The sequence below is a fragment of the Lactococcus formosensis genome, assembly GCF_018403745.1.
Classification (GTDB): domain Bacteria; phylum Bacillota; class Bacilli; order Lactobacillales; family Streptococcaceae; genus Lactococcus; species Lactococcus formosensis.
This window is the reverse complement of the sequence record NZ_BOVP01000001.1, coordinates 412,615-437,268: the sequence shown is the minus strand read 5'-3', so window position 1 is coordinate 437,268 and position 24,654 is coordinate 412,615. Positions and strand designations below refer to the sequence as shown.

Below are 24,654 nucleotides of genomic sequence, written 5' to 3'. Positions count from 1 at the left end.
CCCAGCTCTCTTTTAGATGCAAATGAATACACAAATTAATTTTTGTTTTTTGTTATAATAGTTGTCATGTTAAATAAGAAGATTATGCCAGGTTTAGGGCTCAGTTTTGTGGTTGCCTTAGTCAGTTACTTTTTAAATCTCTATGTTTTTAAAGGGATGGGTGCAGCCACGATTGCTATTTTGTTGGGAATTATTTTGGGGAATGTTTACTTTAAACAACCAGTCCTCTTTGCTGGTACAGCTTGGTCAGAAAAGAAACTTCTTGAATTTTCAGTGATGTTTTTAGGAGCGACTGTCACTTTTCAAACGATACAAAAGCTAGGCTGGAATGGTATAAGTTTTATTCTTCTACAAATGGTGCTTACAATTGTTTTTGTCATGTTTATTGGAAAGAAACTTGGATTTTCATCGAAAGTAAATGCATTGATGGCCTCTGGTAATGCCGTTTGTGGTTCTTCCGCCATCGCAGCAGTTGAACCAGTCATTGGAGCAGAAGACAAAGACAAGCGGACAGCGATAACAATGGTTAACCTGATGGGGACTGTGTTAATGCTTCTATTACCTGTTTTAGGTACGTGGTTCTTTGGAGCAAATGATTTCCTACGTGGAGCTTTGATCGGGGGGACCATTCAATCTGTGGGACAGGTTGTCGCTTCAGCAACTATGGTGAATGCCGAAACAACAACAATGGCTACCTTGTTTAAAATCATGCGTATCATTATGCTCGTCTTTGTTGTGCTCTATTTTTCTTTTCAAACGCGTCGCATAGAGAAAGCACCGGCAGGGCAGGAAGGTCAGCTCAAAATCAAGCGTCAATCCTTTCTTCCTTGGTATGTATTAGGATTTATTATTCTGTGTAGTCTGGATACAGTCTTCCAATTTCCAAAAGTGATTACGGAAATGGCACGTTTTATCAGTAGTTGGTGCGAAATTATTGCTTTAGCAGCTATTGGTTTACGTCTTAATCTAGTAGAATTTGTCCGCGCGGGAAGAAAGTTAGCAATCTATGGCTTAGCTGTGCTCGTTTTCCAAGTGGGGATTGCATTGGCTTTGATTCGTCTATTATTAACCTAGAAAAATAGCTAATGTGGTATAATAACCTGTACTGAAATTCTATCAAGAATAAAAAGATAACCTTATATTAAGTAACAAAGGAAAATAAAATGACTATCGTATACGATGAAATTATGGTTCGCTATGGTGAACTTTCAACAAAAGGAAAAAATCGTGGCTTTTTTATCAATCGTCTAGCCAACAATATCAAAGAAGTTCTTGCTGATTTGACAGACTTGAAGATTACAGCGCAACGAGATCGCGCCCATATCGAGTTAAATGGCACGGATTACGAAGAAGTTTCGCGACGTCTAACTAAAGTTTTTGGAATTCAAAATTTTTCAGCATCCATCAAAGTTGAAAAATCAATTGAAGGTCTCAAAGCAGCAGTTGTTGATTTGATGAAAGAAATTTACCATGAGGGTATGACTTTCAAAATTGCAACACGTCGTGCGGATCATAGTTTTGAACAAGATTCAACAGAGCTAAATATGACTTTAGGTGATGTTGTCTTTGATAATTTTGACTATGCCAAAGTACAAATGAAAAATCCAGATATCACTCTCCGTGTCGAAATTCGTCTTGAAGGTGCTTATCTTAGTTTCGAAACACTTAAAGGTGCAGGAGGAATGCCTGTAGGAACAGCCGGCCGCGGTCACTTGATGCTTTCAGGTGGGATTGATTCTCCAGTTGCAGGTTACTTGGCTCTTAAACGAGGTGTAGAAATTGAGGCTGTTCACTTTGCTTCTCCACCCTATACAAGTCCAGGTGCTTTGAAAAAAGCTAAAGATTTAACAGCAAAATTAACAGCTTTTGGTGGAACGATTACTTTTATTGAAGTTCCTTTTACTGAGATTCAAGAAGAAATTAAAGCTAAAGCACCACAAGCTTATTTGATGACTTTGACTCGCCGCTTTATGATGCGTGTAGTAGACCGCATTCGTGAAGACCGTGGAGGAAAGGTTATTATTAATGGCGAAAGTTTAGGACAAGTAGCTTCGCAAACTTTAGGTTCAATGTCTGTGATTAATGAAGTTACAAACACTCCTGTTATTCGACCTGTGGTCACAATGGATAAGATCGAAATTATTGATATTGCTGAAAAAATTGATACTTTTAATCTTTCAATTTTGCCATTTGAAGATTGTTGTACTGTATTTGCCCCACCCTCACCAAAAACAAATCCCAAATTGGATAATGTTTTAGCCTATGAAAAACGTTTGGACGTTGAAGGTATGGTAGATCGTGCAGTTGAAGGTATCATGATTAGCCGTATTACAGGCGAAAACTGGGACAAAGCAGAAACCAATGAATTTGACGATTTACTTTGATTTTTGAAAACTGTATCATTAGATGCAGTTTTTAGTCTCTTTGTAGGTAAATAGAAAGAAAATAAATGAAAAATAGAACGAAAGTGCTGCTCACCATTGGTTTATTTACACTCATGTCAACTTTAGACGGCTCGATTGTAAATATTGCCTTACCAACAATGGCGCGTGAGCTAAATGTGTCAACTTCACAGATTACGTGGGTGGTCACAATTTATTTGATCGTTATCAGTGCAATCATCCTTATTTTTGGACGACTTGCAGACTTGATTGGGAAAACAACCGTAACAAGATGGGGCTGGACGATTTTTATTGTCGGCTCGTTATTGGCTGGCCTAAACATCGGCTTAGGCTTGCCATTCCTACTTTTTGCACGTGTAGTCCAAGCTATCGGAGCTTCCATGTTTATGGCAACAAGCTTCGGTATTGTGGCGCAGGTTTTTCCAGTGGAGAGTCGAGCGCGTGCGATGTCTATCACTTCCATGTTTGTATCTGTCGGCTCGATTGCAGGACCAGCTTTGGGGGGGCTAATTTTACAGATTGCCTCTTGGAATTATATTTTTTGGATTAATGTTCCGATAGGGATATTGGCTTGGATTTTTGGAAGTCGGGCTTTACCAGAAGATGAAGGTCAAGGCTCTATAAAAGAAGTTGACTTATCAGGTGGTTTACAAATGACTGCTGTAATCGTTCTTTTATTCATGGCTTTGAATTTTGGCCAAACTTTAGGATGGAATAATCCGCTCTTACTTCTCGGCGTGGCTCTTGGCTTTATACTTTTTGTTAGCTTTATTTTTACGGAGCGCCGAAAGGAAAAACCATTACTTGACTTGGGGATTTTTAAAAATAGACTCTTTTCTTTGAGTCTGCTGATGTCACTTTTAAACTTCACTGTTGCGATGTTTGCTAGCATCTTGCTTCCGTTCTATTTACAAGATTATCGGGATTATGCACCTGGTGCAGCTGGCTTTATCATGATGGCTTATCCAGCTGCCATGCTTATTGTGAGTCCAATAGCGGGTGCACTTGCAGATAAAATAGATAAGGAAGTAATTACTTTTGTGGGGATATCAGGGATTGTTCTTTCTCAGGTTGGTTATCTTCTGATTCGAGCAGACTCGCCACAATGGTGGGTAGTTGCAGTTCTCTTACTCCAAGGTGCCTCGATGGGTGCTTTCCAAAGTCCTAATAATGCTCTGATTATGGAGACAGTAGAGCGTAAGTATCTAGGGATAGCAGGATCTGTAAATTCCTTGATTCGAAATATGGCTTTTGTTCTAGGAACCTCTGTAGCAACCATTATCCTGTTCCTCTCTATGTCTAGTCAACTTGGCTATAATGTAAGGACTTATCTTCCTGAACATCCAGATACTTTTCTGCAGGGAATGCATATGGCTTTCGTATGTTCGCTTGTTCTAACAAGTATTTCTTGGGCTTTAGCGGGAATTCGTCTTTTAGGCCGTAAAAAAATAAAAGAACACCTGAGCAAAGTTTAAAGCTCGGTGTTTTTTTATTTTCATTTATTTGCTGAAAGTTCATTATTTGTTTTTCTTTGAACCTTTTTACGCCTCTTTTCAATAAAGTCGTAGAGTAATGTATGATGGTTGCTTGCAAGGGAATAATCCTCTAGGGTATTCACATTTTGACGTAAGACCTTTGCTTCACCAATTGTTAACTCTCCACGGGATTCATACTCAAAGATTGCTTTACGTTCTAGGTAGTAAGCGCGCATCATTTCTTTTAGATTATTGGGCTGCGCACGATGCAAAATACCAGTAATATAGCCACCACGGGCAACAAATTCTGCGGAACGTAAACGTTCTGCTTGCAAGTAATGAATCAAACGGTCATCGTAAACAGATTCAAGATTATCTAAAGCTTGAAGGACCAACTCTGTATTAGAAAAGTAAAGTTCGGTAATTTCACGATGTGCTGTAGCATTATCTGGCCGTGTTTTACGGAAACTGAAGTCTAAACGAATGATTCTTGAGAAGAGAAAATGAAGCACACGGATGGAAATAGCCGAAGCAAACTGGATACTTGAAACCAGATTATGCGCTACAGACTGTTCCATCGAATGAAGGTAGCGCTGATAGGTACGGTAGGTGTACATGGAGATTTCATTTTGTCTCAAAGCATTTTCCAATCCCTCAGCTTCAAGTCGGACGATAAGCAGTTGTAATTCATTAAAGTCAATTGAAGTATTCGAGCTTTCTTGCTCGATGATGAGTTTTTGGATGCGATCTTGATAACTGTCGATGGCGATATTATAACCAAGACGGGCTTTTTCTTTCGTGACTTGCTTTAAGTCATTTTCTAACTCACGAATAACATCGGCTAAGATAGAAATTTTTACTAGATTGTCAACTTTGACAACCTTCTTGGCAGCAATTAAAGGTAAAACAAATAGTCCGGTTAAGAAACTGAGTGCCGTAACTGCCGCACAGAGGAAGATAATCAAGCTATGAGGAATATCCACTGTCCGTGGCAATAGAAGGACAGTAGCGATGCTGACGGTACCTTTGGAACCAGCAAAAGTAAGTAACAAGATATCATTCCAGTAAGCAGTAAAGCTTTGATTACGGCGTAGAGAAACATAACGATAGTAGATAGCCAAGATCAAAAAGCGCAGGGTAAAGAGACCGATTGTTAAAAGTAGTACCATGAACAAAAGGGATGTTGTAGAGTAAAGCGGATCCGCAATGAGCGGAAAGACAAGTTGATGTAACTCTATCCCAAGGAAAAGGAAGACCGTTGAATTTAAAACGAAGGTCAGCAAATTCCAGATTGTATTTTTCACTTTTGTGACTTGGGCATCGAAAAGCGTTGTCCTTTTAAGACCGTTGGCTTGCATGACTCCGGCGACGACGACAGCAATAATCCCAGAAACCTCAAGCATATCAGCAATTAAAAATGCAGATAAAGGAAGCATAAGCTCCAAAATAAGGTAACCTGTAACATCTCGAGCATCGACATCTTCAAGAATTCTGAGAATAAAGGACTTCATCCAAACCAGAATGAAACCGACAAGTGCACCACCGATTGCAGAGACTACAAGGTCAGCAGAAGCGTGTGTCAGGGAAAATTCTCCAGTGACCAGTGCAAGAACGGTAATCTGGAAGGAGATGATACCAGAAGCATCATTAAGAAGACCTTCACCTGTAAGAATACTCATGACCCGCTTGGGGAAACTGAATCTTTCGGATAGAGCAGCAACAGCGATTGCATCTGTCGGTGCTAAAGAAGCCCCTAAGGCAAAACAAGCAGCCAAAGGTACAGATAAGTAAAAGAAATGCGTTAAGTAGCCTAAACCAATAGTTGTGATGAAAACTAAGGGGAAGATAAGCATTAATATCGTTCGAGTATGTTTAAAGATATGTTTGACATCTGCCTCTTCACTTTCACGGAAAAGCAAAGGAGCAATGATGAAGCCCAAGAAGAATTCTGGGTCAACCTGCAAAAGTTTTGATGCACCTAAAAAGCCCAAACATAGCCCAATCACAACTTGAATCAGCGGAAGAGCCAACTTTGGGAAAACTTTATTGATGATATTTGAAATAACTAGAGCAAGAAGAAAAATGATGACATAAAAAATAGTATGGAGCACAAATTTTCCTTTCTTTCGTCTATTTTAGAGCAAGAAGCTGCATTAAAAGTACAGCATATTGGTTATAAGGTTAAAAGGTTACTTTATCTTTTTGAAAAGGTCCTTTTTTTGATTAATCTTCTGATCGATTTTGGCACAGCTCTTTTTACTTAAGAGCGCGCGACAGCGTTTGAGCTCAAGTTCTGTTAATTGACGTTTAAGCTTCTCTTTTTTAGTGAAGTCTGATTCACCGCTGTCGATATATTCAAGCCTTTGCTGCAGAAGAGATTGTTTATACTTGAGAGCCTCAATTTGATGTTTCAGCTTTGAAATTTGTTCATAACTAGCATCTTGCTGATGGAAATCCTTAAGTTTTTGAGACAAGAAAAGTTTCTTCTCTTCGAGAAGATGGAGTGATTCAAGTATTTTGTGTCTTTTTTCCTCTTGTGAAACTGGAGTATAAATCTCACTTTTTTCAGAATCAGAGGGTTCTTCTGTCATTTCTTCTTTTTCTAAATACTGTTCACGTAAATCTCTCAGCATTTGTTCAAAATCTTTATCAGGCATGCTATTATCCTTATAATCTTGTTCTTAAACTCTATTATATCATGATTCAATTAGAAAAATAATGCGTTTGGATTAAAAAAGCAACAGAGAATTCCCTGTTGCTACTTAAATATTAGACATTAACTTAATAAGTTAAGATGAAATTTTTCTTTTTACCACGGCGAACAACAGTAAGTTGATTGTCAATTTTATCTGCATCGGAGAAGCTGTAGTCCAAATCTTGAACGCGTTCTCCATTGATATAAATCGCACCGTTTGTTACATCTTCACGTGCTTGCCGTTTTGAGTTTTCGATTCCTGCAGAAATCAAGAGTTCAACGATATTGAGGTTATCATCTGCCTTGACTTGATATGTTGGTACATCTTTGAGGCCAGAAAGAATTGATTTAGCATCAAGAGCTTTCAAATCACCACCGCCAAATAAAGTTTCCGTGATTTTTACAGCTTGCTCGTAAGCGGCTTTCCCATGGACAAGAGTCACAACTTCGCGTGCCAAGACTTTTTGAGCTAAACGCTCGTGACGTGCAGCCTCAAATTTCTCACCAATTTCAGCGATTTCTTCAAGAGATAAGAAAGTGAAAATTTTGAGCATTTTTACAGCATCATCATCGTTGACATTCAACCAAAACTGGTACATTTCGAAAGGTGATGTTTTATCTGCATCAAGCCAGATGGCGTTTCCTTCTGATTTACCAAATTTTTTACCTGTTGAGTCTGTAATCAATGGAATAGTGATGACATGTCCAGTTTTTCCAGCCTTACGACGGAGCAGTTCAGTTCCTGCAGTCATATTGCCCCATTGGTCAGAACCACCGAGTTGTAATGTAATACCATGACGTTGGTTAAGCTCGTAGAAATCGTAACCCTGCATGATTTGGTAAGCAAACTCGGTGTAAGAGATACCTGATTCGATACGGCTCTTCACTGAATCCTTACTCATCATGTAGTTAATTGTGTAATACTTACCGACATCCCGAAGGAAATCAATAAAGGATAAATTTTCGAACCAATTATAGTTGTTTTCCATTTGAGCTTTATTTTCGCCATTTTCAAAGTCAAGGAAACGTTCCAACTGAGCACGAATTTTATCTGCCCAAGCCACAACAGTATCTTTAGTTTGTAAACCACGCTCGGCATCTTTGAAAGATGGATCGCCAACAAGTCCAGTAGCGCCGCCAACCAGTGGATAAGGTTTGTGCCCAGCCATTTGTAGACGCTTCATTGTAAGAATTAAGACCAGATTACCAAGGTGTAAACTGTCAGCAGTAGGATCGTAACCAACATAATAACTTACCATGCCCTCAGTTAAAGCTTCGCGAAGAGCTTTTTCATCAGTGGTTTGGAAAATAAGACCACGTTCTTTTAGTTCGTCAAAAATATTCATGTTACCTCCTAAATTTAGTTAATACTGACAGTTTTATTATAGTTTCTCTCAGTAATTAGATTAACGTTCTCATTATATCAAAAAAAAAGGAAAAATAGGGGCGAAAAAAGAGACTAAGTTTGGTATAATATGTATTATGAAAAAAGATCAAGAACAGTCGAAGGAACGTGCACAGGCACGTTTGCAGGCTAAAATGGAGAAGAAGCGTGCCAGCAAAACGCAGGAAAAACGTAAAAATTCTCCGAAAAAGCCTCAAAAACCTAAAAAAGTTCAAGCAGATACAGAAGAAGGAAAAACAACACTCCAGACTATTTTTACAGTTGTGCGTGGGGTAGTTGTCATTTTTGGTGTGCTTTTACTTTTAGTTGGTGTATTTGGAGCTGCAGCAGGCGTGGGGTATTTTGCTCGTCTTGTTGAAAATACGAAGGTCCCAGATAAGGAGCAACTTCTCGAACAGATCAATAATATCCATGGTGTCTCCGTCATGAAGTATAGCAATGGTGAAAATATCTCTGACATTTCCAGTGATTTAGTAAGGGTAAATGTGCCGAGCAACCAAATTTCCGAAAATGTGAAAAAAGCCTTGATTGCAACAGAAGATGAAACATTTATGGATAACAGAGGAGTTGTACCAAAAGCAGTAATTCGTGGTGTTCTGGGTGCCGTAGGTGGAGGGACAAGTTCTGGAGGATCAACAATTACGCAACAGCTGGTAAAACAGCAGTCTCTTGGAGACAGTGTCACTTTTCAACGTAAGGCAAGTGAGATTGTGTATGCGCTCCAACTCAACCAATATTTGAGTAAAGATGAGATTTTAACGGATTACCTTAATGTTTCACCTTTTGGACGTAATAACCAAGGGAAAAATATTGCAGGTGTTCAAGCCGCAGCGAAAGGTATTTTTGGCAAGTCTGCTAAAGATTTATCGGTGCCAGAAGCAGCATTCATCGCTGGGTTGCCACAAAGTCCTATTGTTTATTCTCCTTATAATGTGGACGGTTCGCTCAAATCAAAAGAACTACTCTCTTATGGCTTAGCACGTCAACAAAATGTTTTGTTTAATATGTATCGTGCAGGGTATTTGACTAAAAAAGATTATGAAAAATATAGTGCTGTGGATATTTCCCAATCATTCCTCCCTTCACAGCCACAAGATTCTGTAGCACATGGTTATCTTTATAATGTTGTGTATAGTGAAGCCCTTGATCACGTCTATGATTATCTGATCAAGAGGGATAAGGTTTCGGCAACAGACCAAGGAAACGATAGCACAAAACAAAAATATCGTGAGTTGGCTGCTCAAGCTTTACAAACAGGTGGATACACCATCACAACCACGATTAATCATAGTGTGTACGATGCTATGCAAAATGCAGTAGCGCAGTATGGCGGTATTTTACAAGATGGTACAGGTGAAGTGCAGACCGGGAATGTCCTCATGGACAATAAAACAGGGGCGGTACTTGGCTTTATTGGTGGCCTAGACTATGCAACCAATCAAAATAATCATGCTTTTGATACCAAGCGTAGTCCAGGATCTTCGATTAAACCTATCTTAGCTTATGCGCCAGCAATTGATTTCGGATTGATTGGATCAGCCAGCATGTTGAGTAACTATCCGGCAAGTTTCTCTGATGGCACTCCAATTTTGCACGTTGGTGAAACAGGAACTGGAATGGTAAGCCTTAATGAAGCTTTAGGCGTATCATGGAATATCCCTGCGCATTGGACCTATCAAGCCATTCTTGACTCTGGCAATAGCGTGGAACCTTACATGAAGAAAATGGGCTATTCTGTGCCAGATTACAGTGTCGAATCTCTTCCACTCGGTGGTGGTATTGAGCCAACCGTGGTGCAACATACCAATGGATATCAAGCCTTGGCTAATGGTGGTGTTTATGAGCCACATTATGTTGTCCAAAGTATCAAAGATGACTCGGGTAAAGATATCTACGAGCATAAGAGTCAAGCAGAAAGAGTCTTCTCACAAGCAACTTCAACCATTACTGAGGATCTTTTACGTAATGTTTTAACCTATGATGTGAGTCGCCGAACAACAAACTTTTTACAGGACTTACAGGCCATTAATCCAACGCTTGCAAGTAGCGTAGACTGGACAGGTAAGACAGGTACTTCCAATGATTATGTAGACGGGTGGCTCATGCTTTCAACGCCTAGAGTATCCCTTGGGGGGTGGATCGGTCATGATGATAACACGTCGATGGGCAGCAAGACCGCTGCGGTCAATAATGGTACATATATGGCAAACTTAGTCAATGCTATTGCAGCAGCTGATCCAAATGTCTTTGGTCCTGGTGAAAAATTCCCAGAACCAAGTAAAGATCCAGATGTGATTAAGAGCACTGTTCTTAAGTCTACTGGTCAAAAACCAGGTACTGTAACTGGCGGCAATCTTAAAAATGTTAAAGTTTCGGGCGAAACAACCACAAGTTATTGGGCTAAAAATGGAGCCCCTGTGACACAATTTAAGTTCGGAATTGGTGGTACAGAGGCGAATTATAATGACGCCTGGAATAGAATTTTAGGAACTAAAAAATAGTAAAAAGAGAGCGATATTTGCTCTCTTTTTTGGGTACTGGGGATAGCTTATGTGTTTGAGGTACTATGCTATAATAATGTTATGAAGAAGATTCTTTATAAAAGCTATATTGACACACCTATTGGTCAAATGTTGAGTATTAGTGATGCACAGTTTCTTTATCGCTTAGACTTTATAGAGACTGAGGCCTTCAAGAGGAAGCTTGAAAAGCTAGATGTTTCTTTATTAGAACATCCCACCGCGGTTTCATGTCAGGTTGAGGAAGAACTGCAAGAGTATTTTGATAAGAAAAGAAAAAGTTTTAAACTCCCTTTAGCTACACAAGGTACAGAATTTCAGCAAAAAGTATGGAGAGAGGTTGAAAAGATTCCGTTTGGGCAAACAAGAACTTATAAAGAAATTGCACAAGACCTTGTACAGCCGCAAGCCAGTATTGCGGTAGGCGCAGCAAATGCAGCCAACCGTTTTGCGATCGTGATTCCTTGCCATCGTTTGAAAAAAAGTTCGGGGCAATTAGCTGGGTATGCTTGGGGATTATGGCGTAAAGAATGGTTGTTGAACTTTGAGGAGGAAAATACATATGATGAATGAGAGTATCCCACTTTCTGTATCACGCAATGCTAAGGGGCAGATTATCCAGGTTTTTTTTGATGACCAACACGAAAAGATGACTTATGAAGCCCTTAATAAGAGCCAAAACTTTGTCTTGACCACAGGGACAGCATTTCAACAAGCTGTTTGGTTGGAACTTCCCAAAATTCCTGCGGGAACGACGATAAGCTATCAGGAAATGGCTGCGCGTGTGGGGAGCCCTAAAGCACAACAAGCTGTAGGTCAGGCTTTAGCACGTAATCCTTTGCCTGTCATTTTACCATGTCATCGCGTCACACGTAAAGATGGCAGTTTGGGCGGTTTTATGGGCCAGGAAGCAGCAGTAGATATTAAGCAAAAGATACTCAACTATGAAAAAAGCCTTGACCTATAGTCAAAGCTTTTTAGGTTTAAACAGCTTTTCTCATGCTTTTTGGCAGGTAACGCTGCGGTTTTTCTGATTTTTTATAATGAAGATAAGTCGGATAGGTGAGGCAGATGACTGAAAGTCCCCAAAGTAAGCCGCCCAAAGTATCTGAAGGATAATGAACTCCAAGAAGTACACGTGAAAACATCGTTAAAAAAGTTAATCCCATAGCGAAAAGACCGATCAGGGTCTTACTCCATACAGAAGTAAGAGAATGTAAAAGGATAAAGAAGAGACAGCCAAAGAGCACTACTGCAAAGGTTGTATGTCCACTGGCAAAGCTTTTTCCTGGTTCATCTGTAAAAGCAGCAATACGGTGAATATCAGGACGGTCACGGCCAATAACTAACTTAATTAGAGTATTTCCTCCCACAGCAATTGCGGCTACAAGAGCTAACCATATTGCTGAAACCTTGTCTTTGATAAAGATGATACCGGCAATAACAAGACCTATTACAGCGCCCATAGTGTCGCCAAGAAATTTAGCAATGATACTTGATATTTGAACAAGAAATTCATTATTTTGAAGGTGCCAAGCAACGGTTTGCAAATGTGAATCAATACTTGGAATGGGCGCGTGTGTATAAGAAAGTTTTACAATGGCAGTCAGAGTTATAAAACTCACCAGAGTAAGTAAACCAGTAGTATAGTAAAGTTTTTTATTCATAAATTTCCCTAAATTCGTATTTGGTGCTTTTTGATTTTACTTTTTCTTTCTGAAATAAAACTGAATAATTAATTTAAAGAAAATAAAAAAGAGGACATGTCCTCTTTTTATTAATAGTTTTTGATGTCCGCAATTTTTTCTTGATTAAGAGTTGTAACGATAGCCCGGATAAAGTTTTGCGCTTCTGTGAAATCATCCATGTTGAAGATGGTTTGATGGCTATGGATATAACGAGCACAAACACCAATAGTTGTTGAAGGCACGCCTTCGTTTTGCAAGTGAGCTGCACCAGCATCGGTGCCACCTTTTGAGATATAAGCTTGTGTCTTGATACCATTAACTTCTGCTGTATTAAGAAGGAAGTCCTTCATGCCAGGAAGCATGATATGACCTGGATCGTAATAACGAAGAAGTGAACCTTCGCCCAGACGGCCATTATCATTTCCAAAAGTATCGGTTGCAGGAGAGCAGTCAACAGCAAAGAAAACTTCAGGTTTAAATTGAGTTGTTGAAACATGGGCACCACGAAGGCCAACTTCTTCTTGGACGTTTGCACCGATAATCAAGGTTACTGGCAGTTCTTTATCTTTAAGATAGTCTAAAAGTTCTAAGACCATAAGACAACCGTAGCGATTATCCCAAGCCTTACTGATGACATTTTTACCATTGGCAGTTAAAATTGCTTCAGATTCAGGAACGATAACATCACCTTGGCGAATCCCAAATTCTAGGGCTTCTTCTTTACTCATGAAACCACCGTCAAAGATAATATCTTCCACTTGTGGCATAGCTGGTGCGCCAGCTGCTCCTCGTAAAAGGTGTGGTGGCAGGCCACCAGTCACAACAGGTATTTTTTTACCTTCACGTGTGAATAAAGTAAAGCGTTGTGCACTAACGACCAAGGGATTCCAACCACCAAGTGTAACCACACGTAATGTACCATCTGCTTTAATTGAAGATACCATGAAGCCGACTTCATCCATGTGGGCCGCAACCATGACACGAGGTGCATTTTCTGTTTTACTTTCTTTAGTGACAAAGATACCGCCCAGACCATCAGTTTCAGGCGTGTATCCAAGTTCCACCATACGTGCACGAAGATAGTCACGCATTGGCGCTTCATAGCCACTTGTTGCTTGAATTTCAGTTATTTCTTTAATTTTGTTAAATAGAGTCATATCGTCTCCTTTGATTTTTTGTACTCTCTTATTGTAGCATTTAAAAGCAGCATATAGTAGTATTGATATAGTAACATTTAATAAATATAATTTTTAAAGATAGATAAGTTTTAGGTTTTTTTAGAAAATGAGAACTTATCTTGAAGAGAACAGTAATTATAAGTACTAATATAGTAGAATTTATGTTAAAATTTTTTATATGAAAAAATATTTGAAAGTTGGTTTAGGGCTGCTGGCTGGTGTAGCTAGTGCGCGTGTGCTCTATCAGAGCTACAAACACGTTGAAGAAAATTTGCGGGCAGAGGTTATTCAAGCAGTACGTGAAGCTTTTGCTGACCGAGATATTCAAACAGTATGGATCTTTGAGGATGCTGATCGCGGAGCTATTTATAAAGGTGGCGTGATTTTTGGAGAAAACCACAACATCAATTTTGAAATTGATGGAGAAACCTTAGAAATTACAGAATTAGGAGAGGAGTATTTATGATTATTCCAAAAAATTATGAGGAACTGGCTGAAATTGTAAAATCAGAAGGTAAACATGTCCTGTTTTTCACTGCAGGTTGGTGCCCAGACTGTACTTTTATCAAGCCAAAAATGCCAGAATTAGAAGTTGAATTTTCAGATTTTGATTTTGTAGAAGTTGATCGTGATGAATTCATGGACTTAGCTATTGAATGGGGAATCATGGGAATTCCTAGCTTTGTAACACTTGAGAATGGTAAAGAAACAGGACGCTTAGTCAATAAACTGCGTAAAACTAAAGAAGAAGTTAGTGAATTTTTGAAGGGTGTAGATAAATAAAATGATTGCAACGTATAATAAAAATGTTGGTGATGTTCTCATGATAATTGTAGCAAATAATGAGGGTGCAGAAGTAACTTACGAACGTAAGGCAGATGTTGCGCGTATTTTCCGTGAAGATACAGGGCAAACAGTGGGCTGGAACATTTTTGATATCAAAAAAGACTGGTCAGATTTGACACAAGGACAAAATAATTTATCTGAGCGTCAAGTAGCGGAACTTAATGTAAAACTTAAAGCTGCTGGTTTTGACGAACAGCTTACATATGATGGTCAACCTAAATTTGTAGTTGCTGAGATTCTGACAATGGAAGATCACGCAGACAGCGATCATTTGCATGTGTGCCAAGTAGAAGTAGGGTTAGATGCGCCTGTTCAAATCGTTTGTGGTGCGCCTAATGCTGTTGTTGGCATGAAAACAGTAGCAGCATTGCCAGGTGCAATGATGCCTTCAGGAACTTTAATATGGCCAGGTGCATTGCGTGGAGTCCCTTCTTACGGTATGCTCTGTTCAGCACGTGAACTTGATTTGCCAAATGCACCGCAAGTCCGTGGAATTATTGAGTTGAATGCAAATTTAGAAGCTGGATTAGCTTTTGATGCAGCAAGTATGTGGCAAGATTAAATATAAAATAACAAAGATCTTAGTGAAAATTGAGGTCTTTTTTCGTACAAAAAATAAGGAGGTGCTAAAATGAATAAAATGTTACTTGTTGGTCGACTCGTTGCGGACCCAGAGCTCAATAAAACATCCAGTGGAAAAAGTCTCTTGAGGATAAATCTTGCTGTCAAAAGACGTTATAAAAATGCTTCCGAGGAAAAAGATACAGACTTTATCTCTTTGGTCTTTTGGGAGAAGCTAGCGGAACACTGTACATCGTATGCTAAAAAAGGAGCCTTACTTGCCGTGGAAGGGGAGATACGTACCAGAAGTTATGTAGATAAACATGAACAAAAACGTTATGTGACAGAGGTACTGGTGAAAAATTTTGATCTTTTAGAGAGTCGTGCAACCATTGCCATGCGACAAGATTCTATAGAAAACAATGACATTGACTTAAAAGAGGACGAATTACCATTTTAAATTGAAAAAAGCGTTTTCTTTTGATAGGATGAAAACAGAACATCGTGGAGGAGTAAAATGGCAAAGGCAAAAACAAAAGAAGAGCTAGTCTCATTTTCAGAAGAAAACTGGCGTAAGATGTTTCATTTAATCGACACATTGCCTTTAGAAGCACAAATGGCATCTTTTGCGTTTGGACAAGAGAAGGGGAAAGAGGCACATTGGGTGCGAGATAAGAATATCCGTGATGTGTTTGCCCATCTTTATGAGTGGCAAGTACTTTTACAAAATTTTGTAAAAAGTAATGTTGCAGGAAACACACAAAGCTTTCTACCTGCGCCTTATACTTGGAAAAATTATGCGACAATGAATCAAGAAATCTGGAAGAAACATCAATCAACTTCTTATGAAGAAATTAGAGAAAAGCTTGAGGCAAGCCACGTAAGAACTATTCAGTTGTTGCAGCAATTTTCAGATAAAGAGCTTTATACGAAAGAATTTTACTCTTGGACTGGGACAACATCCTTGTCTCAGTATTTTCAGTCCTCTTTAGCTTCACATTACGACTGGGCCTTGAAGAAGCTTAGGTTACATAAGAGAACGATTTAAAAATAAAAAAATAAGTTTTTTTCTTGACTAATTTTGACCTTCGCGGTAAAATAAGATATATAAATTAGCACTCCTACTTAAAGAGTGCTAAAATAACATAAAATGGAGGAATAACATGTTGAAACCCTTAGCGGATCGCGTTGTATTGCGTATAAAAGAGGAAGAAGAAAAATCTTTAGGTGGGATCGTCTTGGCCTCAGCAGCACAAGAGAAACCACAAGTTGCAGAAGTTGTGGCAGTAGGCCCAGGTAAAACAACTCCTCACGGTACAGTTATTGCGCCAACAGTACAAGTTGGTGATGCAGTTCTCTTTGAAAAGTTTGCTGGTACAAATGTGAAATTTGAAGGCGAAGATTTCTTGATTATCAAAGAATCTGATATTCTTGCGATTGTTTAAGGAAAATAAAGATAGGAGATAATAAAAAATGGCAAAAGATATTAAATTTTCATCAGATGCTCGTTCAGCAATGGTTCGTGGTATTGATATTTTAGCAGATACAGTAAAGACAACACTTGGCCCTAAAGGTCGCAATGTTGTTCTGGAAAAATCTTACGGTAGCCCACTTATCACGAATGATGGTGTAACTATCGCAAAAGAAATTGAATTAGAAGATCACTTTGAAAACATGGGTGCAAAATTAGTCAGTGAAGTTGCTTCAAAAACTAATGATGTCGCGGGTGATGGAACTACAACAGCTACAGTTTTAACCCAAGCGATTGTTCGTGAAGGATTGAAGAATGTAACTGCCGGAGCTAATCCAGTAGGCATTCGCCGTGGTATTGAGTTGGCAACTGAAACTGCAGTTAAAGCGCTCAAGGAATTGTCTATTCCAGTATCTGGTAAAGAAGCGATTGCACAAGTTGCCTCTGTATCTTCTCGCTCAGAAAAGGTCGGAGAGTATATCTCAAATGCCATGGAAAAAGTTGGTAACGATGGTGTTATTACTATTGAAGAATCAAAAGGTATGCAAACTGAACTTGAAGTCGTAGAAGGTATGCAGTTTGACCGTGGCTACTTGTCACAATATATGGTAACAGATAATGAAAAAATGGTTGCCAACCTTGATAACCCATACATCTTGATCACAGATAAGAAGATTTCAAATATCCAAGAAATTTTACCATTACTTGAACAAATCTTGAAAACAAATCGTCCATTGCTTATTGTGGCGGATGACGTTGATGGTGAAGCATTGCCTACCCTTGTGTTGAACAAAATCCGTGGTACTTTCAATGTCGTAGCTGTTAAGGCTCCAGGATTTGGTGATCGCCGTAAGGCACAACTTGAAGACTTAGCAATCCTCACAGGCGGAACAGTTATTACTGAAGAACTTGGTTTGGAGCTTAAAGATGCAAGCCTAGACGCGCTTGGTCAAGCCAACAAAGTAACTGTTGATAAAGAACATACAACAATCGTTGAAGGTGCTGGTTCAGCAGATGCCATTGCTACACGTGTAGCAACAATCAAAGCTCAAGTTGAACAAACCACTTCAGAATTTGATCGTGAAAAACTTCAAGAACGTTTAGCTAAACTTTCTGGTGGAGTCGCTGTAATTAAAGTCGGTGCCGCTACAGAAACTGAACTTAAAGCTCAAAAACTTTTGATTGAAGACGCACTTAATGCAACACGTGCCGCCGTTGAGGAAGGTATTGTTGCTGGTGGTGGTACAGCACTTGTTACAGTTATCTCTGCCCTTGACAGTCTTGAAGAAGAAGGCGATGTGCAAACAGGTATCACAATTGTACGACGTGCACTTGAAGAACCAGTACGCCAGATTGCTGCAAATGCAGGTTACGAAGGTTCAATCATTATTGATAAACTCAAATCAGCAGAAAAAGGTATTGGCTTCAATGCTGCAACTGGTGAGTGGGTTGAAATGATTGAAACAGGTATTGTAGATCCAGCTAAAGTAACACGTTCAGCTCTCCAAAATGCGGCCTCAGTAGCGGGACTCATCTTAACGACTGAAGCAGTAGTTGCTGATAAACCAGAACCAGCTGCACCAGCAGCTCCAGCAATGGATCCATCAATGATGGGTGGCATGATGTAATAATAAAAAAAGACACGAGTTTGTGTCTTTTTTTTTTGCTGTAAATACGGTCTAAATATCATAGAGTTTACTTGCATGCTCATGGCTAGTATCAATGATGTGGACGTCGCGTTTAGTATCAACGTCATGTTGAGCTAAGAATCCATCCATTGTCATATGTGCAAGTTCTTGAATATTGTTATTCAGACTAAGGTGACCGAGGAAGATGCGCTTTGTTTTATTTCCTAAAACATTAAAAGCAGCTTCGGCACCATCTTCGTTAGATAAATGACCTTGATCACTAAGAATACGTTGTTTTGTTTTCCAAGGGTACCCCCCCATGCGGAGAATCTCAATATCATGATTGCTTTCCATAAGATAGCCGTCAGCATTTTCGATTGTGCCGCGCATGCGATCACTTACATACCCTGTATCGGTAAGTAATACGAAGGATTTATTATCCTTCATAAAGCGATAAAATTGGGGCGCGATAGCATCATGGCTCACACCAAAACTTTCGACATCGATATCGCCAAAAGTCTTGGTTTTACCCATCTCAAAGATATGCTTTTGGTCATTCGCAATTTTTCCTAGTGAGTTTTTGCTATCTAGTTCTTGCCATGTTAATTCATTGGCGTAAAGTTGAATGCCATGTTTACGGGCAAGAACACCTATTCCTTTGATATGGTCGCTGTGTTCATGTGTGATTAAAAGTGCATCGATATCTTTAATATCCCGGTCAATCTCTGCTAATAGACTCTCGATTTTCTTTCCAGAGAGCCCAGCATCCACAAGAATTTTCTTTTCTGGCGTTTCTAAGTAAAAAGAATTTCCGGTACTTCCTGATGCTAAAATTGAATATTTAAATGCTGATTCAGTGCTCATTCAGCAAAATCCTCCCAGTCGTTATTTTCTTGATTAATTTCATCACTGTAAGGGAAAGACAGGGTGAAAGTTGAACCAGTTTTACCATCAGAAGTGACTTGTATGTCGCCTTTGTGGAGTTTCATAATATCATAAGCAATAGATAAACCTAAGCCCGTACCACCGATTTGACTATTTCTAGAGGCATTATCAACACGATAAAAACGATCGAAAACTTTGGCTAAAGCAGGTTTTGGAATACCCATGCCTTGATCCGCAATAGAAGTAAATACTTTGTTATTTTCACACCAAACGCTTACGGTGATTATGCCTCCTTTTGGGGAATACTTAAAAGCATTATTGATGATGTTGTCAATGACTTGTGAAAGCTTATCAGTATCTATTTCAAGCCAAATTTCTTGTGGAGGCATTTGTCGAATAATTTTAAAGTTAGTGTAATTTTTTTCGATAATTTGATCAAAACGATCAAGGACATAGTTTATAAAGTCAACGTAGTTAATAATTTCAGTATGAAGCTTAACTTTATCTTGGTCCATACGAGAGAGTTCCAAAAGTTCCCCAATCATCCGAATCATTCGATCTGTTTCGTTAAGTGAAACATCTACAAAATTACTGGCAATTTCGGGATCAGCGAGTGCCCCATCATTTAGAGCTTCTAAATAGGCCTTGACAGAAGTTAGTGGTGTGCGTAACTCATGCGAGACATTGGAAACAAAAAGGCGGCGATCTCTTTCTGTTTTTTCTTGTTCTGTTGTATCATGTAGAACAGCAATAATCCCAGAAATATAACCTGACTCGCTACGGAAGAGCATAAAGTTTACGCGGAGGGTAACAGCTGCACCTTCACAATTGACAGTATTAATTGTTAATTCAGGCTCTTTTTGCAGTAACTCATGAAAAGAATATTTATCGGAGATTTTTAAAATATCAACTAAGTCTTCACCAATAATTACCTCACTTGATTGATCAAGAAGGGCCAGGGCAGCGTGATTAGCGAGATTAATTTTCCCGTGTCGGTCTGTAGTGATCACACCATCTGCAAGATAGGTTAAAATACTCTCCAGTTGGTTACGCTGATTTTCTAAATGTTCTTGTCGATCCTCAATTTCTTGCCCCAGTAATAACAATTTATTATAAGCCACAGAGAGTTCATTAGTTTCCTTAGAAACTTGGCGGTTTTCATAATTATCATGCAAAAAATTATCTACCTGATGAGATATCTTATCTGCGGATTGAGCCAAACGACTGAGATACCAGATAAGAAGACTTAAAGTGACCAGATAAAAAATGAAAAACTGCAAGAGTGCAGTAGTATGAGTTAAAAAATACGTACTATTTGCTAACTCAAAAATGCCAAAAAGAAGTAGATGAATCACTACTCCTTTAAGTACTATTGAATTAAAAAAATTATTCATGAGGTTCGCTCATATAATATCCAACGCCACGACGTGTAGATACGTATTGAGGGCGGCTTGGAGTATCTTCAACTTTTTCGCGAAGACGTCGAACAGTTACGTCAACAGTACGAACATCACCAAAGTAATCGTAGCCCCAAACTGTTTCAAGTAATGTTTCGCGTGTGATAACTTCACCGAGATGTTGTGCAAGATAGTAGAGTAATTCAAATTCGCGATGTGTTAAGTCAAGTTGTGTTTCATTTTTGTATGCAGCATAATGTGTTGGGTTGATACGTAAATTACCAATCACCAATTCTTTTTTAGAATCTTTTGGTTGTTCAACAGGAACATTTGTCATGCGGCGTAGGTTTGATTTAATACGAGCAAGTAGTTCACGGTTTGAAAATGGTTTTGTGATGTAATCATCTGCACCAAGTTCGAGGCCGATAACTTTATCAAACTCTGTGTCTTTGGCAGAAACCATCAAAATAGGGACTTCGGAAGTTTTACGGATTTGACGTGTAACTTCAAGGCCATCAATTTTTGGTAACATCAAATCAAGATAGATAAGATCGGGTTTTTCTGATTCAAAGAGTTCAAGAGCTTCTTCACCATCAAAAGCAGTGACTACTTCATACCCTTCTTTGACGAGATTAAATTTTACAATATCTGAAATTGGTTTTTCGTCGTCAACAACAAGAATTTTTTTCATGATAATCCTTTCGCTTAGATGTATATAATATTAATTGCTTTTCTCATTATACAATTATTACAGTAGTATAGCAAGGTAAAGCCTTCCATAATATAGAATTTTTACAAAAGTGAAATCATTTGTAAAATAAGAAACTTATATAGTAAACAATATTTATAAAAGAACATTTTTCCCATATTTTTTCTTTTTATTTTTGCTATAATATAAGATATGAATGGAATATTAATTAGTTTGGAAGGGCCAGATGGGGCCGGTAAAACAACCGTTTTACAAAATATTCTTCCCGAACTAGAAAAATCGTCTTATAAAGTCCTTCCGACACGTGAACCTGGAGGTGTACGTGTGGCAGAAGAGATTCGAAATATAATTTTAAGTACAGAAAATACAGAAATTGACAGTAAGACAGAGCTGATGCTGTTTGCTGCGGCACGTCGCCTACACATGCAAACAAAAATGCTTCCAGCACTGGCTGCAGGCAAAATGGTAATTGTTGACCGTTTTATTGATTCATCGGTTGCTTATCAAGGTTACGGACGTGAACTTGGTGTTGAACCTGTAAACTGGCTTAATGAATTTGCAACAGATGGTCTTAAACCGGATTTGACATTATATTTCGATATTGATACAGATGTTGCACTTGAACGAATTATGAAAAATAGAGCAGATGAAGTCAATAGACTTGATCTCGAACGTGCTGAGATGCATCGTAAAGTCAGACAAGGTTACTTAGAAATTGTTAAGAATGAGCCTGAGCGCTTTGTCACGATTGATGCCAGTCAAGAACTTGACAAAGTTGTTGCAGACACGTTAACAGTCATCAAAAAGAAATTTTGTTTGTAATAAAATTTCAAACTTAAGGAGTTTTCATGAAAATTGCAGATATTCAACCAGCACTTTTTGAACGCTTTAAGCATATTTTACGTGTGAATAAACTGAGCCATGCTTATCTTTTTAGTGGGGGATTTGGTAGTTTGGATATGGCTATTTGGCTAAGTCAGGCTATTTTTTGTGAAAATTTACAGGACAATTTACCTTGTGAAAACTGTCGTCACTGTCGTTTAGTTGCTAGGAATGAATTTAGCGATTTACACATTATTCGTCCGGAAGGTCAAACTATAAAAACAGGACAAATTCGGGATTTGTCGGAAGTTTTTAGTCAGTCTGGATTTGAAGGCGCTCAGAAGGTGGTCATTATCACGGAAGCTGAAAAAATGCACAGCAATGCGGCAAATGCTCTACTTAAATCCATTGAAGAACCTGATAATGCAACACATGTTTTTTTACTCACAGAAAATGAAAATTTAATGTTGCCCACAATCAAATCACGGACACAAGTTTTTAGTTTTCCGAAAAATAGCGCCTATATGCAAGAAATATTGGAAAAAAATGGCATTTTAAAAACACAAGCAGAATTACTGAGTCGGGTTTGCAGCTCGGCAGAAGAAGCCCAAGAGTTAGGTGGGTCAACTTGGTTTAATGACACATTAAAGAAACTGCAACAATTACTGAAATTAGTTAAGACGGATCGACGAGAAGCTTTTCTTTATCTGACAAGTGTGAGTGAAAATATTGAGGATAAGGAGAAACAAAGTTTGGTCTTTTCCCTGCTCTTGGAACTTTTTAATCAAGAAAAGATGCCGGATTGGGTTCAAAAAACCTTTTGGGCAGAAAAAATGTGGAAAAGCAATGTTCGCTTTGGATCTTGTTTGGAATATATAGTGCTGAAATAGGAAGAAGATAATATGATTTACGAAGTAGAGTTTACACATGGAGAACAAAATACCTTTGTAAGTGGTCATGAAGCATTTGCACCCAGAACTCCAGTCATTATTCAAAATGAAAAGGGCAAGACTTATGGCCGGGTAATGAAACAGCTCCCACAAGATAAAAATATCGATACATCTGGAGAGATTGTTCGTGCAGTAACAGAAGTAGATGAAGAGTTGATTCATACGACAGAACAACTTTCGCAACAAGCCTGCACGAAGATTCGCCAGATTGTTGCAGATTGTGGAATCGATATGAAGGTTACAAATGCAGCATATAATTTAAACCAGAGTCAACTTTTTGTGTCCTTTACGTCGGAAAATAGAGTGGATTTTCGAGCTTTACTTAAAGAATTAGCAGCGACTTTCCGTACGCGTATTGAGCTTCGTCAGATCGGGGCGCGTGATGCTGCAAAAATGTATGGTGGTGTTGGTCCTTGTGGACGTCCGCTTTGTTGTTCAGAATTTATTTACGAATTTCCTAACGTTTCTATTAAGATGGCAAAAAATCAGTCGCTCTCTCTGAAGCAGAGCAAATTGAATGGACTCTGCGGGCGTTTAATGTGTTGCTTGTCCTATGAAGATGAATTTTACCGAGAAGCGCGTAAAAATTTTCCTGATTTTGGTGAATACATTACGACTTCAGAGGGTGAGGGGAAAGTCATTGGGCTTAATATTTTGAATAACAAAGTTAAACTTCGCTTAGATCATACTATAAAAGAGTTCGATGTTTCAGAGGTAAATCTTTGAGAAGGATTGACGTAGAGGTAAGTTATGGGGGAAATGATGATTGATAAAAATGAGATTTATGTGCAACTTGGGCTGTTGGAGGAAAGTTTGGCTTATACATTAGGCCAAATTTCCACAGTACGCGATGCATTGGATGAATCTTTAAAGGAAAATGCGACAATTCGTATGGAAAATGAAAAATTACGAGAACGCTTGGCGCATATTGAGAAAAAGGAAGAAAAAGCCAGTTCAAAATCAAAGGATGAGCCTAATCCAAACCTGATTCAAATTTTTAATGAGGGGTTTCATGTGTGCCATTTGCACTATGCAGAACGATTGCAAGATGGTGAAAACTGCTTAGACTGTTTGGAGCTTTTGTACAGATGATAAATATACAACGAAGTTTTAAAGGTGAAAAAAGTGCAGGCAAGCTTTACCTAGTGCCAACGCCCATTGGTAATATGCAAGATATGACTTTACGGGCTTTGGAAACGTTACAGAATGTGGATTTGGTAGCAAGTGAAGATACACGCAACACTCAAAAATTACTTAATCATTTTGAAATTAAGGTGGCTCAGGAGTCTTTTCATGAGCACAACTCCTTTGATAAAATTCCGAAGCTTTTAGATTTTTTGATGTCAGGTAAATCGCTAGCACAGGTCTCTGATGCGGGTATGCCTTCAATCTCTGATCCAGGTCATGATTTAGTTGTGGAAGCTATTAAGCGAAATATCGATGTGATTGCTCTGCCAGGGGCTTCAGCTGGAATAACAGCTCTTATCGCTTCCGGTTTAGTCCCACAACCTCATATTTTTTATGGCTTTTTACCCCGTAAAAAAGGAGAACAGAAGAAGTTTTTGGAAACCAAAATGGCTTATCCTGAAACGCAAATTTTTTATGAATCACCTTATCGCGTTGCAGATACTTTAGAGAATATGGCACAGGTATATGGGGACCGAGAGGTTACCTTAGTACGTGAATTAACAAAAATTTATGAAGAATATCGTCGAGGTAAAATTTCTGAAATTTTACTTTCGTTAAAAGAGCAACCGATTAAGGGAGAGTGTTTGATTATTGTCGCTGGCTTCGATGGTGAAGTTAAAGACGATGTGAAAGATAAAACCACACCGTTAGAAGCTGTTCAGCTTCTTGTTGCATCGGGCATAAAGCCTAATGCTGCCATTAAGCAAGTAGCGAAAGAACGGGAGTTGGTACGTCAGGAGCTTTATGCCCAGTATCATGACTTATAAAATAAAAAAGCAACTGCAGGTTGCTTTTTTATTTTATGAAGGTCCTCCTTTTTTATAAGCATAGAAAA

At 38.7% G+C, this 24,654-nt stretch carries 26 protein-coding genes; 18 read left to right on the top strand and 8 right to left on the bottom strand.

The annotated features are described in order from the left end of the window. Window positions 1–66: 66 nt before the first annotated feature. From KJS37_RS02180 to KJS37_RS02170, 3 genes are all read left to right on the top strand, one after another. Entirely contained in the window at window positions 67–1,074 is a 1,008-nt protein-coding gene (locus KJS37_RS02180) for a YeiH family protein (protein ID WP_506279727.1), read from the top strand. An 89-nt stretch (window positions 1,075–1,163) separates the two neighbouring features. Beyond that, complete coding sequence (gene thiI / locus KJS37_RS02175) at window positions 1,164–2,384, top strand: tRNA uracil 4-sulfurtransferase ThiI (RefSeq protein WP_096368727.1); 1,221 nt, start codon at window positions 1,164–1,166, stop codon at window positions 2,382–2,384. A gap of 65 nt (window positions 2,385–2,449) precedes the next feature. Next, a complete protein-coding gene (locus tag KJS37_RS02170; RefSeq protein WP_017369462.1) occupies window positions 2,450–3,877 on the top strand; it encodes an MFS transporter in 1,428 nt (475 codons plus the stop codon). 20 nt (window positions 3,878–3,897) lie between these two features. Here KJS37_RS02170 and KJS37_RS02165 read toward each other — a convergent pair whose 3' ends face one another. The 3 genes from KJS37_RS02165 to tyrS all read right to left on the bottom strand — a co-directional run bounded on the left by KJS37_RS02165 (window position 3,898) and on the right by tyrS (window position 7,918). Beyond that, window positions 3,898–5,988, bottom strand: a complete 2,091-nt coding sequence (locus KJS37_RS02165; protein ID WP_165713054.1) for a cation:proton antiporter — start codon at window positions 5,986–5,988, stop codon at window positions 3,898–3,900. A 78-nt stretch (window positions 5,989–6,066) separates the two neighbouring features. Then, window positions 6,067–6,534: a hypothetical protein gene (locus KJS37_RS02160; protein ID WP_165711831.1), complete on the bottom strand. Its 468-nt coding sequence runs from the start codon at window positions 6,532–6,534 to the stop codon at window positions 6,067–6,069. Window positions 6,535–6,658: 124 nt separating this feature from the next. Continuing rightward, the gene (tyrS, locus tag KJS37_RS02155; protein WP_017369459.1) at window positions 6,659–7,918 is read right to left on the bottom strand and encodes a tyrosine--tRNA ligase; all 1,260 of its coding nucleotides are present in this window, start codon (window positions 7,916–7,918) and stop codon (window positions 6,659–6,661) included. A gap of 136 nt (window positions 7,919–8,054) precedes the next feature. Here tyrS and KJS37_RS02150 point away from each other — a divergent pair, with 136 nt between their 5' ends. From KJS37_RS02150 to KJS37_RS02140, 3 genes are all read left to right on the top strand, one after another. Beyond that, window positions 8,055–10,478, top strand: a complete 2,424-nt coding sequence (locus tag KJS37_RS02150) for a transglycosylase domain-containing protein (protein WP_213495706.1) — start codon at window positions 8,055–8,057, stop codon at window positions 10,476–10,478. Window positions 10,479–10,559: 81 nt separating this feature from the next. Continuing rightward, window positions 10,560–11,069, top strand: coding sequence for a methylated-DNA--[protein]-cysteine S-methyltransferase (locus KJS37_RS02145; RefSeq protein ID WP_165714286.1), 510 nt, complete (start codon window positions 10,560–10,562; stop codon window positions 11,067–11,069). After that, window positions 11,059–11,463 (top strand): methylated-DNA--[protein]-cysteine S-methyltransferase, encoded by a 405-nt coding sequence (locus KJS37_RS02140; RefSeq protein ID WP_096368722.1) that lies wholly within the window; start codon window positions 11,059–11,061, stop codon window positions 11,461–11,463. The genes KJS37_RS02145 and KJS37_RS02140 overlap by 11 nt, the downstream gene beginning before the upstream one ends. 16 nt (window positions 11,464–11,479) lie before the next feature. Here KJS37_RS02140 and KJS37_RS02135 read toward each other — a convergent pair whose 3' ends face one another. Together KJS37_RS02135 and pepA are read right to left on the bottom strand one after the other, a co-directional pair. Then, entirely contained in the window at window positions 11,480–12,163 is a 684-nt protein-coding gene (locus KJS37_RS02135) for a phosphatase PAP2 family protein (RefSeq protein WP_165711836.1), read from the bottom strand. A 110-nt stretch (window positions 12,164–12,273) separates the two neighbouring features. Beyond that, window positions 12,274–13,341 (bottom strand): glutamyl aminopeptidase, encoded by a 1,068-nt coding sequence (pepA, locus tag KJS37_RS02130; RefSeq protein ID WP_165711837.1) that lies wholly within the window; start codon window positions 13,339–13,341, stop codon window positions 12,274–12,276. Between the two features lie 199 nt (window positions 13,342–13,540). Here pepA and KJS37_RS02125 point away from each other — a divergent pair, with 199 nt between their 5' ends. From KJS37_RS02125 to groL, 7 genes are all read left to right on the top strand, one after another. Beyond that, the gene (locus KJS37_RS02125; RefSeq protein ID WP_165711838.1) at window positions 13,541–13,828 is read left to right on the top strand and encodes a hypothetical protein; all 288 of its coding nucleotides are present in this window, start codon (window positions 13,541–13,543) and stop codon (window positions 13,826–13,828) included. Beyond that, window positions 13,825–14,145 carry a thioredoxin family protein gene (locus KJS37_RS02120; protein WP_017369452.1) on the top strand — a complete coding sequence of 107 codons (321 nt, stop codon included), beginning with the start codon at window positions 13,825–13,827 and terminating at the stop codon, window positions 14,143–14,145. The genes KJS37_RS02125 and KJS37_RS02120 overlap by 4 nt, the downstream gene beginning before the upstream one ends. Window position 14,146: 1 nt before the next feature. Beyond that, window positions 14,147–14,770, top strand: coding sequence for a YtpR family tRNA-binding protein (ytpR, locus tag KJS37_RS02115; RefSeq protein ID WP_165714288.1), 624 nt, complete (start codon window positions 14,147–14,149; stop codon window positions 14,768–14,770). A gap of 69 nt (window positions 14,771–14,839) precedes the next feature. Beyond that, window positions 14,840–15,229 (top strand): single-stranded DNA-binding protein, encoded by a 390-nt coding sequence (locus KJS37_RS02110; RefSeq protein ID WP_213495704.1) that lies wholly within the window; start codon window positions 14,840–14,842, stop codon window positions 15,227–15,229. A 57-nt stretch (window positions 15,230–15,286) separates the two neighbouring features. Next, window positions 15,287–15,817 carry a ClbS/DfsB family four-helix bundle protein gene (locus KJS37_RS02105; protein WP_213495702.1) on the top strand — a complete coding sequence of 177 codons (531 nt, stop codon included), beginning with the start codon at window positions 15,287–15,289 and terminating at the stop codon, window positions 15,815–15,817. Between the two features lie 115 nt (window positions 15,818–15,932). Further along, a complete protein-coding gene (groES, locus tag KJS37_RS02100; protein ID WP_003133888.1) occupies window positions 15,933–16,214 on the top strand; it encodes a co-chaperone GroES in 282 nt (93 codons plus the stop codon). Between the two features lie 28 nt (window positions 16,215–16,242). Next, window positions 16,243–17,868: a chaperonin GroEL gene (groL, locus tag KJS37_RS02095; protein WP_003133890.1), complete on the top strand. Its 1,626-nt coding sequence runs from the start codon at window positions 16,243–16,245 to the stop codon at window positions 17,866–17,868. A gap of 51 nt (window positions 17,869–17,919) precedes the next feature. Here the strand turns inward: groL and walJ are convergent, their stop codons facing one another. The 3 genes from walJ to yycF are packed head-to-tail and all read right to left on the bottom strand — an operon-like array spanning window position 17,920 to window position 20,841. Beyond that, entirely contained in the window at window positions 17,920–18,732 is an 813-nt protein-coding gene (gene walJ, locus KJS37_RS02090; RefSeq protein ID WP_017369447.1) for an exodeoxyribonuclease WalJ, read from the bottom strand. Beyond that, complete coding sequence (locus KJS37_RS02085; RefSeq protein WP_213495700.1) at window positions 18,729–20,147, bottom strand: ATP-binding protein; 1,419 nt, start codon at window positions 20,145–20,147, stop codon at window positions 18,729–18,731. The genes walJ and KJS37_RS02085 overlap by 4 nt, the downstream gene beginning before the upstream one ends. Continuing rightward, entirely contained in the window at window positions 20,140–20,841 is a 702-nt protein-coding gene (gene yycF, locus KJS37_RS02080) for a response regulator YycF (protein ID WP_003133894.1), read from the bottom strand. Before yycF ends, KJS37_RS02085 begins: the two co-directional genes overlap by 8 nt. A 210-nt stretch (window positions 20,842–21,051) precedes the next feature. Between yycF and tmk the strand changes: the two genes are divergently transcribed. Genes tmk through rsmI form a run of 5 tightly spaced genes read left to right on the top strand, consistent with a single transcriptional unit; the run spans window position 21,052 to window position 24,586 of the window. After that, window positions 21,052–21,681, top strand: coding sequence for a dTMP kinase (tmk, locus tag KJS37_RS02075; RefSeq protein ID WP_117516745.1), 630 nt, complete (start codon window positions 21,052–21,054; stop codon window positions 21,679–21,681). A gap of 26 nt (window positions 21,682–21,707) precedes the next feature. Then, the gene (locus KJS37_RS02070) at window positions 21,708–22,571 is read left to right on the top strand and encodes a DNA polymerase III subunit delta' (protein WP_213495698.1); all 864 of its coding nucleotides are present in this window, start codon (window positions 21,708–21,710) and stop codon (window positions 22,569–22,571) included. A 12-nt stretch (window positions 22,572–22,583) separates the two neighbouring features. Continuing rightward, on the top strand, window positions 22,584–23,357 hold the full coding sequence (gene ricT, locus KJS37_RS02065) for a PSP1 domain-containing protein (RefSeq protein WP_096368710.1): 774 nt from the start codon (window positions 22,584–22,586) through the stop codon (window positions 23,355–23,357). Between the two features lie 24 nt (window positions 23,358–23,381). Further along, entirely contained in the window at window positions 23,382–23,723 is a 342-nt protein-coding gene (locus KJS37_RS02060; RefSeq protein ID WP_016171014.1) for a DNA replication initiation control protein YabA, read from the top strand. Next, window positions 23,720–24,586, top strand: coding sequence for a 16S rRNA (cytidine(1402)-2'-O)-methyltransferase (gene rsmI, locus KJS37_RS02055; protein ID WP_096368709.1), 867 nt, complete (start codon window positions 23,720–23,722; stop codon window positions 24,584–24,586). The genes KJS37_RS02060 and rsmI overlap by 4 nt, the downstream gene beginning before the upstream one ends. Window positions 24,587–24,654 lie beyond the last annotated feature (68 nt).